General features: G+C 69.4%; 12 protein-coding genes and 1 pseudogene. 11 read left to right on the forward strand and 2 right to left on the reverse strand.

The genetic code is table 11. The features are described from left to right. The first annotated feature begins 144 nt into the window (after nt 1-144). From ACFYW7_RS35975 to ACFYW7_RS35985, 3 genes are read left to right on the forward strand one after another with little or no spacing between them, the layout of a single operon-like run. Nucleotides 145-1293, forward strand: a complete 1149-nt coding sequence (locus tag ACFYW7_RS35975; RefSeq protein WP_389510445.1) for a tyrosine-type recombinase/integrase — start codon at nt 145-147, stop codon at nt 1291-1293. Beyond that, nucleotides 1290-3788, forward strand: coding sequence for a hypothetical protein (locus tag ACFYW7_RS35980; protein ID WP_351620148.1), 2499 nt, complete (start codon nt 1290-1292; stop codon nt 3786-3788). Before ACFYW7_RS35975 ends, ACFYW7_RS35980 begins: the two co-directional genes overlap by 4 nt. After that, on the forward strand, nt 3785-4306 hold the full coding sequence (locus ACFYW7_RS35985; protein ID WP_389510337.1) for a hypothetical protein: 522 nt from the start codon (nt 3785-3787) through the stop codon (nt 4304-4306). The genes ACFYW7_RS35980 and ACFYW7_RS35985 overlap by 4 nt, the downstream gene beginning before the upstream one ends. A gap of 101 nt (nt 4307-4407) precedes the next feature. Here ACFYW7_RS35985 and ACFYW7_RS35990 read toward each other — a convergent pair. Further along, nucleotides 4408-4784 (reverse strand): annotated as a pseudogene (locus tag ACFYW7_RS35990) (PaaI family thioesterase). A 351-nt stretch (nt 4785-5135) separates the two neighbouring features. Next, nucleotides 5136-5714, reverse strand: a complete 579-nt coding sequence (locus ACFYW7_RS35995; protein WP_389510339.1) for a TetR/AcrR family transcriptional regulator — start codon at nt 5712-5714, stop codon at nt 5136-5138. Between the two features lie 122 nt (nt 5715-5836). Here ACFYW7_RS35995 and ACFYW7_RS36000 point away from each other — a divergent pair, with 122 nt between their 5' ends. The 8 genes from ACFYW7_RS36000 (at nt 5837) to ACFYW7_RS36035 (ending at nt 13231) form a co-directional block, all read left to right on the forward strand. Then, nucleotides 5837-6652, forward strand: coding sequence for an SDR family oxidoreductase (locus tag ACFYW7_RS36000; RefSeq protein WP_389510341.1), 816 nt, complete (start codon nt 5837-5839; stop codon nt 6650-6652). A 92-nt stretch (nt 6653-6744) separates the two neighbouring features. Next, the gene (locus ACFYW7_RS36005) at nt 6745-7671 is read left to right on the forward strand and encodes an SDR family NAD(P)-dependent oxidoreductase (RefSeq protein ID WP_389510343.1); all 927 of its coding nucleotides are present in this window, start codon (nt 6745-6747) and stop codon (nt 7669-7671) included. A gap of 62 nt (nt 7672-7733) precedes the next feature. Then, nucleotides 7734-8411 (forward strand): NAD-dependent epimerase/dehydratase family protein, encoded by a 678-nt coding sequence (locus tag ACFYW7_RS36010; RefSeq protein WP_389510345.1) that lies wholly within the window; start codon nt 7734-7736, stop codon nt 8409-8411. Between the two features lie 118 nt (nt 8412-8529). Further along, nucleotides 8530-9546, forward strand: coding sequence for an alpha/beta hydrolase (locus ACFYW7_RS36015; RefSeq protein ID WP_389510347.1), 1017 nt, complete (start codon nt 8530-8532; stop codon nt 9544-9546). 61 nt (nt 9547-9607) lie between these two features. Then, complete coding sequence (locus ACFYW7_RS36020) at nt 9608-10723, forward strand: MBL fold metallo-hydrolase (protein ID WP_389510349.1); 1116 nt, start codon at nt 9608-9610, stop codon at nt 10721-10723. A gap of 394 nt (nt 10724-11117) precedes the next feature. Next, nucleotides 11118-11720: a flavodoxin family protein gene (locus tag ACFYW7_RS36025; RefSeq protein ID WP_389510351.1), complete on the forward strand. Its 603-nt coding sequence runs from the start codon at nt 11118-11120 to the stop codon at nt 11718-11720. Nucleotides 11721-11816: 96 nt separating this feature from the next. Further along, entirely contained in the window at nt 11817-12155 is a 339-nt protein-coding gene (locus tag ACFYW7_RS36030) for a hypothetical protein (RefSeq protein ID WP_351611345.1), read from the forward strand. Nucleotides 12156-12292: 137 nt separating this feature from the next. Beyond that, entirely contained in the window at nt 12293-13231 is a 939-nt protein-coding gene (locus ACFYW7_RS36035) for a helix-turn-helix transcriptional regulator (RefSeq protein WP_389510354.1), read from the forward strand. The last annotated feature ends 402 nt before the right edge of the window (nt 13232-13633 follow it).

Below are 13633 nucleotides of genomic sequence, written 5' to 3' on the forward strand. Positions count from 1 at the left end.
TCTGGGGCGGGGCCGGATGTGGCGTGACGTGGGGTGAGGTGGGGTCGTTGAGCTCCTGGGACTCGTTCTCGGGGGGTGTGGCTCTGCGGCGGGTTGTTGCACAACTCGTGGCAGGAGATACGGATGCGGGCGTTCCCCGTGGTGATGCCGTCCGGGCAGACGTACTGGACGGTCCTTGACGACGACCTGGAGGCCGTCCCTGCAGCTGATCGGTGGCTTCGGAATCTGCGGTTTGGGCGCGACCGGGCGGAGCTGACGACGAAGTCATACGCCGGCGGTGTCGCGCTCTACCTGCGCTGGTGCCAGTCGACGCATCGAGAGTGGACGGCGGCCGGCCAGGACCTCGGGCTGTTCATGGTCTGGCTGAAGTACACCCCGGCGCCCCGGCCGGATGGGGCCCCGGTTGTTCAGCCCGGGCCGGGAGCGAAGCCGGTGCGCGGCGAGCGGCGGATCAACCGCGTCCTAGTGGCGGTGCGGGGCCTGCTGTCGTACGCCGTGTCGGTGGGCGAGGCGCCCAGGTCGGTGCTCGGGCAGATCTACGAGCTTGCCGACAGCCGGGACCTTCCGGCGGAGGCGCAGGGTGAGGACGGCGGCCTGTTCTACCGGCTGCGGCCGGTGCACTCGTTGCGCGAGCCGGAGACGCGGGTAGACCGTGCCGCGGACACCGAGTTGGTGGCCATGTTCGGCGCGTGCCACAGCGCACGGGACCGGCTCGTCGTCCTGCTCGTGAGCAGGGTCGGGCTGCGCCGCGGCCAAGCGGCCGGGCTGCGGCGCAGCGATATGCATCTGCTGCCGGACTCCCGTGCGCTGGGCTGCGACTACCCGGGTGCCCATGTGCACGTGCGACGACGGGAGAACGAGAACGGGGCATGGTCGAAGTCGCGGCACGCGTGGGTGGCGCCGCTGGACTTCCTGGTGGTGTCCGCGCTCGACCTCTACTACGAGGAGCGTTACCGGCTGCTGGGGTCGGGTGGGAGTGACTTCCTGCTGGTGAACCTGTTCCGGGCCCCACTGGGTGAGCCGATGTCCCCGGAGGCGATCGGGGAGCTGTTGGAACGGCTGAGCTGCCGGGCCGGGCTGGACAGGAGGGTGGGCGCGCACATGGCGCGCCGCGCGTTCGCGTCGAACGTCGCCGATGCAGGCGGTGCTCCGGATGAAGTGGCCGCGGTGCTTGGGCAGAGGAGTCTCGACTCGCAGGGGCCGTACGTGTTTCCGGATCCGCAGCGTGTGCGGGCCGCAGTTGACCGGGTGCCCTCGCCGCGCGGGCGCGGCGGCCCGGAGGTGGAACGGTGACGGGCGCGCGTGCAGCGATCCCGCCGGCTTACGAGACGCTGGCGGCCGATAAGCGGCTGGCAGAGATCCTCCGGGCGGTGGACGAGGACTTCCTGGTTTTGCTGGGGTGGGACTGGGATCGGCGGGTGGTCACGTGGCCCCGACAGCATCCGGTGATCGGTCTGCCGGATTGCCCCGTGCCGGGATGCCCTCTGGCGATCACTGTTCTGACGCGGCCGATGTGCGGCGGCTGCATGCTGCGGTGGAGCAAGTCCAACCTCCCGCTGGAGGAATTCCTCCTCGTAACGAAGGCAGAGAGCCGTGGAGTTGGCCAGGTGCCGTGCGCGGTGCAAGGGTGCGAGCGGCCCCGCCTCACCGTTGCCGGCCTGCTGTGTGACGCGCACCGTGTTCAGCACACCACGGTCGGGCTGCGTACGTTGGCTTTGGAGGAGTTCCTTGGCCATCCGAGTGTCACCGGGCTTGTCCGGCTCGGATCGTGCGAGGTCGCCGCGTGCTATCTCGACCGCACCGCCCGCACTCCTCCGTACTGCAAGGCGCACCTCAACCGCTTCTACCGGGCCCGTAATGTGCCCGGGTTTGACGAGGCGCACTGGCGCCGGACGGACAAGGCGATCTGCACCACGCGAGAGGCTAGCCTGCGCGGGCTGCCCGACCGCCTCGTCGCAGAACTCCTTTTCGGCCTGTGGGTTCGCACCCGGCAAGGGTTCAAGTCCCGGCCCGAGTGCCTGCGCCAGCTGTACGACCGGCTGCGGCTGCACCAGGTACAGGAACTTGTGGAGGTGACGGATCCGGCTGCTCACGGGCACAGCCGCGAGCAGGTCACGATGATCCGGGCCTGGCAACGGGAGTTGCAGCTGCTGAACATGACGCCGGAGACCGAACGCCTCAAGGACCGCTGGGACATGGTGGTCTTCGGCCTGTCGGGCCACATCTCCTTCGCCCCCATCCTGCAGGAACCACTGCGGGAGGCGATGAAAATCTGGGTGTACGACGACCTGCCCCGGCGCCGGAACAAGAACGCCGTCCAGCACGCCCGCGCGGTCATTGCGGCCATGGGCATGCTCTCGGAAAGCCTGCGGGTGCAGCGTGCAGACCATGGCAGGGTGCCCGCGGCCTGGGGCCGCAGCGACATCCTCGCGTTCACCAACCGGATGGGCTACTTCACCTCGACCGGGCAGATCACGCCCCGACGACGCCTGGCCTTCACCCGATACGCCCGCCGGGTCCTGCACCGCTTCCGCACCCTTGGCCTCACCGCGCCCGGAAGGCTGTTGGCGGGGATGCCGGTCGACTTCGCGATCCTGCCCGAGGACATGCCCGACGAGCCCGAGGACACCGAGGCCGGCCGCGACCTCCCGGACGAGGTGATGCGTGCGCTGTGCGCACACCTCGACGAGTTGGAGACCATGAGCAGCACTGAGGTCCGGGTTGCAACAGAGCTGCTCATCGACACCGGGCGACGCCCCGACGAGATCAACACCCTTCCCCTCAACTGCCTGGAGCAGGACCCCGACGGCTCCGACATCCTGGTCTACGACAACCACAAGGCATACCGCCTCGGGCGGCGCCTGCCGATCGGAACCGAGACGGCCGCAACCATCCGACACCAACAGCAGCGCGTCCGGGCACGCTTCCCCGCCGTTGACCCCGCCCGGCTGCGGCTCCTGCCGCGTCCCAAGGTCAACCCGGAAGGCACCAAACCGCTCGCAGAGATCTCCTCTTACCACCGGGCCTGGGTGAATTCCCTGCCCGACCTCCTCGTGCCTGTCGTCGTCAGCGCCGACGATGCCCGCCTGACTCAGCTGGTGCCGTTCGACAAGACCCGGATCTTCCCTTACGCCTACCGCCACTGCTACGCCCAGCGCCACGCCGACGCCGGAGTCCCCGTCGACGTTCTCAAGGAACTGATGGACCACCGACTGGTCCACACCACCATGGGCTACTACCGCGTCGGCGAGGAACGCCGACGCGAGGCCGTCGACCGGGTCACCGCCCTGCAGTTCGACCGGCACGGCAACCGGGTCTGGCGTACCGCGCAGAGCCTGCTCGACTCCGAGCACGTCCGCCGCGCGATCGGCGAGGTGGCCGTCCCCTACGGCGTCTGCCGTGAACCGTCCAACGTCGCCGCGGGCGGCCACGCCTGCCCCCTGCGGTTTCGCTGTCTCGGCTGCGAGCACTACTCCACCGACGTCTCCTACCTCCCCGACCTCCAGGCCCATCTGGCCGACCTGCTGCGCAGCCGCGAACGTCTCATGTCAGCCTTCGAAGCCGACGACTGGGCCCGCGCGCAGGCCATGCCTGCCGCAGAAGAGATCCAGCGCGTGCGTCGGCTCATCGACCGCGTCAGCGGCGACCTGGACAATCTCACCGCCGAGGACCGCGCCCAGATCGACCAGGCCATCGCCGTGGTCCGCAGCACCCGCACCGTCCACCTCGGCATGCCCCGCGTCGGCCAGCCGCTCCCCGACGTCCGCCCCGTAAGGACTCTGCCGTGACTGCCTCGATGCAAGAAGGCCGCCAGGCCGGCACCGACCGCCGCCGCAGCCGCGTGGCCGCAGCCATCAGCGCCGCGCAACGCGATGGAACCCCGCTGACCGCTTCCGCGATCGCTCGCGCCGCTGCCGTCGACCGGACATTCCTCTACCGTCACCGCGACCTGCTCGACACCCTCCACATCGCCGCCCGTGAACCCGCCACGCCTCACGCCGACGGCCCCGGAGCCACCCGGGCATCCCTCCTCGCCGACCTCGCCAATGCCAACGCACGCAGCACTCGCATGGCCGCACGGATCGATCAACTTGAAGCCCGCTTGTCCAAGGTCCTGGGAGAGGACGCCTGGCGCGCCTCCGGCATAGCGGCGCCAGCCGATGTCACTGAACTGCAGTCGCGCATCACGCACCTCGAACAGCGTGCCGTCGATTTGACCCGCTCCCTGGACGACCGCCAAGCCGAACTTGACGCTGCACGGGCAGCCAACCGGGATCTGACCCGTGCCCTCAACCAGCGTGGTTGACCACGTCGCGAGATCGGCTTCTTCCGCGGGGCCTTGGGGTGGTCAGGGTGTTGTCATCACTTCAGCCAGGACACCTGGGCTGAAATAGACGGGTAGTGCGCTCATTTGGCGGACTTGTTGACGCGGATCAGGGTCTGCTGGCCGTTCGCGATGAGCTTCCGGGCACCGTCGGCCTGGACGCCGTAGACCTCCAACTGGCAGACGGTCCGGGTGCGTCCGGGCTTGAGAACGGTGCTGATCGCTTCGAGGTGGTCGCCGGCTGCTGGAGCGAGGAGGTTGATCTTGTACTCAACGGTGAGGACCTCGGAGTCATCGTCGAACGGGGTGAGGGTGGCGTAGCCGCCAGCGCTGTCGGCGACGACGCTGGTGGCGCCGGCGTGGACGTAGCCGTGCTGCTGGGTCTCCTCAGGACATGCCGGGAGCATGATGTGCACACGACAAGCCCGATGTGGGGAAGCTTCGCGCCCAGGTGAGACATCAGGCACTGCAGGTCGAAACTGTCCCGGACACGCTTCTGGACCGCCGGACTCCGCCGTTACTGGGCCGCCCTTCCACGTATGTGCTTTCCTTCGCGCCTGTAATGGGGTGGAGGGACGGGCGGGATCCTCAGTCGGCCAGGCGATCCACCAGCAGGACGGCACAGATGACGATCATCATGACACTGCTGAGGCGAGTAACAGCCTGGGCGGCCATAGGCCGGATACTCAGGATCGTGCAAGGTCGCTGCCCGTGATCGCCTAGGCGAACTCGGCGTCAAAGCGTTCTTCCCGACCTTCTGCGTGAGCGTGGTCAGGTACTTCACCTGCCAGGGGTGGCCGGTTCCGTTTGGTCATGGAGCGGGGGACGCGGCGCCGGCCCCTGCGACGGCAAGGCAGGTGCGCAGGCGCTCGATGTAGGTGTCGAAGTCCTCGTCGGTCTTCCAGCTCTGGTAGGCGGTGCCGGCGGCGGCGAGAGCCACGTTGAGCTGGAGGATCCCGATCATCGCGTCCTCGCCGGAGATCTGAGCCAGGATCCAGGTCTGGAGATCAGTGCGCAGCTGTTCTCCGGACGCCTGGCTGGCCCGGGCGAGGGCCGGGGACTGTGCCTTGAGGCGGCGCATGAGCGGCATGCGCTCGCGGAGTCCGGTATTGACCTCGATCATGATCGCGGCCAGCGATTCCCAGAGCGACTCGCCGGGGCTCCGGGACTCCAGAAGGGTGCGCCAGCGATCACGGGCTTCGGGGTCCTGGTCGAAGACGACGGCTTCCTTGCTGGCGAAGTAGTTGAAGAAGGTGGCCCGGGACACGTTGGCGGCGGTTGCGATCTGCTCGATCGTGGTCGCCTCGAAGCCCTGTTCCTCGAACAGGCGCAGTGCCGCCTGGCTGATGGCGCGCCACGCGGCCAGTTTCTTGCGTTCCCGCAGGCTCATGGATCCTCCCTTTCGGAATCATACTTGTTGGACTCGTCGATTTTTAGACGAGTCTAGTATTCTGGTTGCAGTGGTGGGACGCTTCCCCCGGCGTTCCGCTTCCGGAATGTGAAGGGATTCTCATGAGCAAGGTCTGGTTCATCACCGGTGCGTCGCGTGGCTTCGGCCGCTCCTTCGCCGAGGCGGCGCTCGGCCGCGGCGACCTTGTCGCCGCGACCGCCCGCACCATCGGCACCCTCGACGACCTGGCGGCGAAGTACGGCGACGCCGTGCTGCCGCTGACCCTCGACGTCACCGACCGGGCCGGAGTGCAGGGGGCCGTGTCCGCCGCGCACGAAAGGTTCGGGCGGCTCGACATAGTCGTCAACAACGCCGGCTACGGCCAGTTCGGCGCGGTCGAGGAGGTCAGCGAGCAGCAGATACGCGACCAGTTCGAGACCAATGTGTTCGGCGTCTTCCACGTCACGCAGGCCGTGCTGCCGATCCTGCGCGCACAGGGATCCGGCCACATCGTCCAGGTCTCCAGCGTCGGCGGTGTCACCGCCTTCCCCCACACCGGCGTCTACCACGCCTCGAAGTGGGCCCTCGAGGGCCTGTCCGAGTCCCTCGCGGCCGAGGTCGCGGGCTTCGGCATCAAGGTCACCCTGGTCGAGCCCGGCGGCTACGCCACCGACTGGGGCAGCTCCTCCGCCGTGCACGCCAAGCCGAACCCCGTCTACCAGGCGCTTCGCGATGCGCTGGCCGAGCAGCTCGCCGGTACCGAGTACGGCAGCCCCGAGGCCGCCGGCCAGGCGCTGCTGCAGATCGTCGACGCCGAGAACCCGCCGCTGCGCGTGCTCTTCGGCAGCCACATGGTCGACCACGTCAAGAACGTCTACGGCCAGCGCCTCGAAGCGTGGACCGAGTGGGCCCCCGTCTCCCAGGCTGCCCAGGGCTGACCGCGTTCCACCGCCCAGCGCCTTGCGCCGGCCTGGACGCGAGCCCGCGCACCTCCTGCACCAGTCGTCACCCCGCACAGAAAGGCACGATCATGGCCCGCAAGACTGCCGCCCGGTGGACCGAGAATGACGTCCCGTCCCGGGAAGGCCGCACCGCCGTCGTCACCGGCGCCAACAGCGGCCTGGGCCTGCAGACCGCGCGGGTGCTGGCCGCGCGGGGCGCACACGTGATCCTTGCCGTCCGCGACCTCGACAAGGGCCGTCAGGCCGTCGCCGGGATCGCCGACCGCGTGCCCGGCGCCCGGCTCAGCCTGCAGCGCCTGGACCTGGCGTCCCTGGAATCGGTGCGGACGGCGGCAGCTGAGCTGCGCGCCGCGCACCCGAAGATCGACCTGCTGATCAACAACGCCGGCGTGATGTACACCCCGCGGCAGAAGACGCAGGACGGCTTCGACATGCAGTTCGGCGTCAACCACCTCGGCCACTTCGCGCTCACCGGGCTCCTGCTCGGCGCACTGCTGCCGGTCCCTGGCTCGCGGGTGGTGACCGTCAGCAGCTTCGGTCATCGCATTCAGGCCGACATCCACTTCGACGACCTGCAGTTCGACCGCTCCTACAACCGCGTCGCCGCCTATGGCCAGGCCAAGCTCGCCAACCTGATGTTCACCTACGAACTCCAGCGCCGTCTCGCCCCGCACGGCACCACCATCGCGGCGGCCGCGCATCCGGGCGCCGCTGCCACCGAACTCCAGCAGAACCTGCCCCGCCCGCTGCGCAAGGCGGCCGACCTGATGCTCCCCCTGGTCACCCAGGACGCCGCCATGGGCGCGCTGCCGACCCTGCGCGCGGCCACCGACCCGGACGTCACCGGAGGCCAGTACTACGGCCCCTCCGGCATGGGCGGAACCCGGGGCTATCCCAAGGCGGTCGCCTCCAGCGCCAAGTCCCACGACACGGCGATGCAGCAGCGGCTGTGGGCGGTTTCCGAGCAGCTCACCGACGTCACCTTCCCCGTCTGACCCCTGCCCCGTGCCCCCTGGCTAGGGGACTTGACGGAACAAGCCGACCGAACAGGAACAGCGTGCGCATCATCGTTTTCGGCGCCACCGGCATGGTGGGCCAGGGAGTACTGGAAGCCTGCCTGCGCGACGAGGGGGTCACCGAGGTCCTCGCCCTCGGCCGCACGCCCACCGGGCTCTCCCACCCCAAACTGCGCGAACTCCACCACGAGGACTTCACCGACTTCACCGCCGTCCAGGACCAGTTGGCCAGCTACGACGCCTGCTTCTACTGCCTGGGCACCTCCGCCGTCGGCATGAGTGAAGCCGACTACCGGGTCGTCTCCTCCGACTTCCCGCTCGCCGCCGCCCGCGCCCTGCTGACCGCCGCCCCCGATGCCGCTTTTTGCTACGTCACCGGCGCCGGCACCGACGGCACCGGCAAGACCCGCATGATGTGGGCCCGGGTCAAGGGGGAGACCGAGAACGCCCTGCTGGAGCTGAACCCCCGGGCCTACATGTTCCGCCCCGCGTTCATCGTCCCCCTGCCCGGGACGAAGGCGAAGACGAAGTCCTACGTCCTGCTCTACCGGGTCGTCACCCCGCTCTACCCGCTCCTGCGACGCCTCATCCCGCGCTACGTCACCACCAGCCTGCAACTGGGCCAGGCCATGCTCCAGGCCACCCGTCACGGCTCCCGGCGCCGGGTGCTGGAGACGGCTGACATCAACGAACTTGCCGCCGCCCGCCCCACAGCCTGAACAGACCCAGCCCCCCACCCCGTCCCCACCGACTGCCCGCCCGACCTGTGCCGAAGCGCCGCCCCGGTCCTCCCATCCGGGAGGGCGTCCGGGCCGGACCGAAACCGAAGGAGCCGCCATGAACACCACCTCCGTCCCCGACACCGCCACCCTCATCGGACCTCCTGTGCCGTTCGATCCCGAACTGGCCCCAGCCCTGGCCGCGATCAACGAGGTCCTGCCACCCGACGCGTTCGCCGACCCCGCCAACCTGACCCATCTGCGGGAAATGGGGGGCGGGGAACAGCCTCCTCAGGAGGCGTTCACCCGCGGCGGCGCCTTCGCCGTCGAGGAGCGCACGGTGCCGGGCCCCGAAGGCGCACCGGACATCTCCCTGCTGATCTGCCGCCCCACCAGGGTCACCGCCCCCACCCCGGTGATCTACCACACCCATGGCGGCGGCATGATCAGCGGCGACAAGCGGGGCAGCGTCCCCGAACTCCTGGGGCTGATCGACGATATGGGCATAGCCCTGGTGTCCGTGGAGTACCGGCTCGCCCCCGAGACCCCGCACCCCGGCCCCGTCGAAGACTGCTACGCCGGCCTTTTGTGGACCGCCGCGCACGCGGCGGAACTCGGCATCGACCCGGCCCGGATCATCGTCGCCGGGGCCAGCGCAGGCGGTGGCCTCGCGGCTGCACTCGCCCTGATGGCCCGCGACCGCAGCGGCCCCGCTCTGCTCGCGCAGTTGCTGATGTACCCGATGCTCGACGACCGCAACGACACCCCCTCTGCTCACCAGATGGCCGGACTCGGCGTCTGGGACCGGGCATCCAACCAGGCGGGCTGGGGCGCCCTGCTGGGCGAGGCACGCGGAACCGACGCCGTCTCGCCCTACGCCGCTCCCGCTCGTGCCACCGACCTGTCCGGCCTGCCGCCCGCCTTCCTGGACGTCGGCTCCGCCGAGACGTTCCGCGACGAGGTCGTCGCCTATGCCAGCCGCATCTGGCAGGCCGGAGGCCAGGCAGAACTCCATGTGTGGCCCGGCGCCTTTCACGGCTTCGACCTGATGGCTCCTCATGCGGCCGTCTCCCAGGACGCCTTCGCGGCCCGCGGCCCGTGGCTGCGCAGGGTCCTGTCCGCCGAAAACCGGTGAACGCCCCCGGTCGCAACGGCCGAGCGGAACGGATCAGCTCAACAAACGCAAGGACCGAGCGATGACAAAGCCGACGAAGCTGCAGATACGGGCAGCGGTGGCACTGGTCGGCACGGCCGCCCTCGCCCCAGTCGTCAGGGGCGTACGGCGCACCCGCGGCGCGCCCGTGGCAGGGGACCGGGCGGAACGGATACGCCGCTCTCCGCAGTACCGAGACGGTGCGTTCCGCAACCGGATACCCACCACCACACTGGAGCCCGGCACCACCCTGGACTCGACTCGCGCCTGGGCGACAGGGCGCCGCCAGCGCCGGCCCGCCGGCCCGGTTCCCGTCACCGCCCCGCCCACTGCCGAGAGGCTGCCCCCGGGTGGGCTGCACATCACCTGGCACGGCCACTCCTCCGCCCTGGTGGAGATCGAAGGGGCCCGGATCCTGACCGACCCCGTCTTCAGCGACCGCTGCTCACCCGCACCGCTCCCCGGCCCGCGCCGCCTGCACCCCAGCCCCGTCCCCGTGACGGAACTGCCGCCCCTGGATGCCGTCGTCATCTCGCACGACCACTACGACCACCTCGACGCGCCCACCGTGCGCGCACTCACCCGATCGCAGACCGCACCATTCGTGGTGCCGCTCGGCGTCGGCGCGCACCTGGAACGCTGGAACGTCCCCGCGGCCCGCATCGTGGAACTCGACTGGGACGAGAGCGTCACCGTGAACGGCGTACGGCTGACCGCGACCGAAGCCCGGCACTACTCCGGCCGCGGCCTCACCCGCGACAGGACCCTGTGGGCCTCCTGGGTGCTGGCCGGTGAGAACCGGCGCGTCTTCTACAGCGGCGACTCCGGCTACTTCCCCGGCTACGCCGAGATCGGATCCGCCTACGGGCCGTTCGATGTGACCCTCATGCAGATCGGCGCCTACGGCGATGCCTGGGCGGAGATCCACATGACGCCGGAACAGGCCCTCACGGCCCACCACGACGTCCGCGGTGACCTCCTCATCCCTCTGCACTGGGCCACCTTCGACCTTGCCCTGCACTCTTGGGCCGAGCCCGCCGACCGTATCCAGCACGCCGCCCGGACCTCCGGCACCCGACTGGCCGTCCCCCGTCCGGGCCAGCGCGTCGACGCCGACGCTCCACCCGAGGTGGACGGCTGGTGGCAACGCCTCGCATGAGGTCGGACCCAACCCGCAACGCCACCACGTGGGCGCCTCGCCGACCCAGCGCGCCACGATCAGCGGGCCGGGCCGCAGGTCCTGCTCCGGCATCGTTTTCGTCGAGCCCCGGCCCCTCCGGGTCCGCAGCACGCTGGCCGCCGGCGCCACGAGGCTCCTACCGGACCCGGAAGCGCCGGAGCTGGACGAGGACGACGGGGTGAGGCGTGAGAACGCTGAGCGGTGGCCACCGTGTCATGGGGGCTACTGGGCGGTGCAGCCGCTGTCGAGGGGCAGGGCGGCGCCCGTGACGGGGGACGGAATCATCCAGGGAGGTTTCTCTCCCTGGTCCGCTCAGGCCAAGTGGCGCAACGTGGTGGACCTGGCCCATCAGCCTCTTCCCCAGGAGCCCCCCATGCAGTCTTCTCCCCTCCGCCCGTCCGTAGCCGTGGCATTCCACTCCGGGTACGGGCACACCGCCGTTCTGGCAGAAGCCGTTGCCCGAGGTGCACGGTCGGCCACCGCCAACGTCGTCTCGATAGCGGTGGATGCCGTTACCGACGAACAATGGGCGGCGCTGGACGCCGCTGATGCGATCATCTTCGGCTCGCCGACCTACATGGGCACTGCATCGGCAGCCTTCCACGCCTTCGCTCAGGAAAGCACCAAGCGCTGGTTCGTCCAGGACTGGGCAGGCAAACTCGCGGCCGGCTTCACCAACTCCGGTGCGAAGGCCGGGGACAAGTCGTCCACGCTGGACTACTTCTTCACGATGGCTGCTCAACACGGCATGCACTGGATCAGCCTGGGCCTGAAGCCCGGCTGGGCCTCGACCACGGGCAGTGAGAACGATCTCAACCGGCTCGGCTACTTCGCGGGCGCCGCCGCCCAGAGCCCGACCGATGCCGGAGCCGAGGCCGTGCACAAGTCCGACATCGCGACCGCCGAGCATCTTGGCGCCCGCGTTGCCCGTGAAGCGGCTGTGTTCGCCGCCGGCCGCACCGTCATGGCCAGCTGACCTGCGAATGCCCCGGGGTGCGTGCACCGCGCCTACAGAGCACCATCGAATCCGGCTTTTCATTCGGAATGCTTAATATGAAACGAGGTTGTACTCATGCAGACCAACGCAATCCTTCCCAGTGTCGGGCAGACCTGGCTGGCGGACCTGGGCCCCGACACCCCGCTCGGCCACTTCACGGTGGAGATCACCTTCGAGTCACCGACCACCATGAGCTTCCTCGTCACCGGGGGCGCCATCGAAGGCCGTAGCCAGACCATGGACTACACCGCGGTCAAGCTGCGCGATGGCCTGTTCGTGGTGCGCTGGACCGAGCCGGACTCCGGAGACATGGTCACGCACATCGAGGACTACACGGAGGGCACCTGCATGGCCAGCTCCGTCGTCGGTGGCAACTTCATCCAGCTCAACGGCGCCTGGACCCGGGTCCGCTGAGTCCACCGGCACCGCTCGCCTGCGGGAGGCCCGAAGGGCTACCGCAGGCGGGGCCGGTGAACGAAGGACGGACCTCTCCCCCCGCGCGCCGTTCACTCCGGTGAATTGACCGCCGACGGCGATGCAGACTGGACATCATGAAGCGCGACCCCCACCGCTCCGACCTCGGCGAATTCCTCAAAGCACGCCGCGCGGAACTGAGCCCGGCCGACGTCGGCATGCCCGACGGCGGCCCTCGGCGCGTCCAAGGACTGCGCCGAGAGGAGGTCGCAGTGCTGGCCGCCATCAGCACCGACTACTACACCCGCCTGGAGCAGGGCCGCATCCAGGCGTCACCGTCGGTTCTCGCCTCGCTGGCCAGAGTTCTGCGCCTGGACGACGCGGAGCGCACTTACCTGCATGAACTGGCGGCCAGGAACGCCTACCGTCCTCCGCCTCCCGCTCCGCACCCCACCGTGAAGCCACAGGTGCAGCGTCTCCTCGACGACCTGGCGCACACACCCGCCTTCGCCATCGGACCACGCACCGAGATCGCCGCGTGGAACACCATGGGCGCAGCCCTGATCGCTGACTTCGGGAAGATCCCCGAGGAGCAGCGCTACTTCATCAGACTGCTGGTCACCGATCCGGCGATGCGTGAGTTGTACGTCGACTGGGAGTCGGTCACCCGCTTGTCGATCGCCCAGATGCGGATGCACAACGCGAGCCATCCGGACGATCCGAAGCTCACCGAACTGGTGGACCTGCTCTCCGAGCAGGACAGGGACTTCAGGCAGTGGTGGTCTGCCCACGACGTCGCGATCCGGGGTGCCGGGGAGAAGCACCTTCGCCATCCGGTTGTCGGAGACCTGTTCCTGGACTGGAACGCGATTACGTGGGCCGCCGATCCCGGCCTGCAGATCATCGTGTGGACCGCCGAGCCGGAAAGCGCCTCGCACGAGGGCCTGCGCCGGCTCGCGTCCTGGGCCGCCGACCGCACCTCCACCGGCAGTGCCACTGACGGAGGTCAGGCGGGCAGTCCTCAGCCAAGGGTTCCGACGGGTGAATCCGGCCCGTCCCGCCCTCATGTCCGGTGACGGACGGCGCCCGCTTCGCTGAGGGAGAGGGGGGAGGCGGCACCGGCGCACGCGACGCCAGGCAGGTCCGCAGGCGCCTGAAGTCCTCGTGGAGGCGGACGGGGTCGGCCCACTGCACTGGGTCACTCTGGGCCGCATCCGCCGACTGCATCCTGCACTCGGCCCGGACGGCTGTCACTCGGCTGGCTGTCGCGCGACCGGGCCAGCCGCATCGCCGTCGGCGCTCCGCCCGAGACTGACCGCTGGTGCAACGCCTCATCTGAGAACCGGCGGACCCGACCTACAACGCCGAAGGCAGGTAACCGTGCCGAGCTGAGCGGCGCCTGCGAAGAGTGAAGCCGATCTTGCACACGACGCCACTGTGAAACGGAGGGGTAGCTCGGTCTTGCAGACGGGCTCAAG

Origin of the sequence: Streptomyces sp. NPDC002580 (assembly GCF_042889485.1) — a bacterium.
Lineage (GTDB): Bacteria > Actinomycetota > Actinomycetes > Streptomycetales > Streptomycetaceae > Streptomyces.

Excerpts from the sequence above, each read along its gene's own strand:
- ACFYW7_RS35975 (WP_389510445.1), top strand. The coding sequence starts at position 145 with ATGCCGTCCGGGCAGACGTACTGGACGGTCCTTGACGACGACCTGGAG.
- ACFYW7_RS35995 (WP_389510339.1), bottom strand. The coding sequence starts at position 5,714 with ATGAGCCTGCGGGAACGCAAGAAACTGGCCGCGTGGCGCGCCATCAGC.
- ACFYW7_RS36000 (WP_389510341.1), top strand. The coding sequence starts at position 5,837 with ATGAGCAAGGTCTGGTTCATCACCGGTGCGTCGCGTGGCTTCGGCCGC.
- ACFYW7_RS36005 (WP_389510343.1), top strand. The coding sequence starts at position 6,745 with ATGGCCCGCAAGACTGCCGCCCGGTGGACCGAGAATGACGTCCCGTCC.
- ACFYW7_RS36015 (WP_389510347.1), top strand. The coding sequence starts at position 8,530 with ATGAACACCACCTCCGTCCCCGACACCGCCACCCTCATCGGACCTCCT.
- ACFYW7_RS36020 (WP_389510349.1), top strand. The coding sequence starts at position 9,608 with ATGACAAAGCCGACGAAGCTGCAGATACGGGCAGCGGTGGCACTGGTC.
- ACFYW7_RS36025 (WP_389510351.1), top strand. The coding sequence starts at position 11,118 with ATGCAGTCTTCTCCCCTCCGCCCGTCCGTAGCCGTGGCATTCCACTCC.
- ACFYW7_RS36030 (WP_351611345.1), top strand. The coding sequence starts at position 11,817 with ATGCAGACCAACGCAATCCTTCCCAGTGTCGGGCAGACCTGGCTGGCG.
- ACFYW7_RS36035 (WP_389510354.1), top strand. The coding sequence starts at position 12,293 with ATGAAGCGCGACCCCCACCGCTCCGACCTCGGCGAATTCCTCAAAGCA.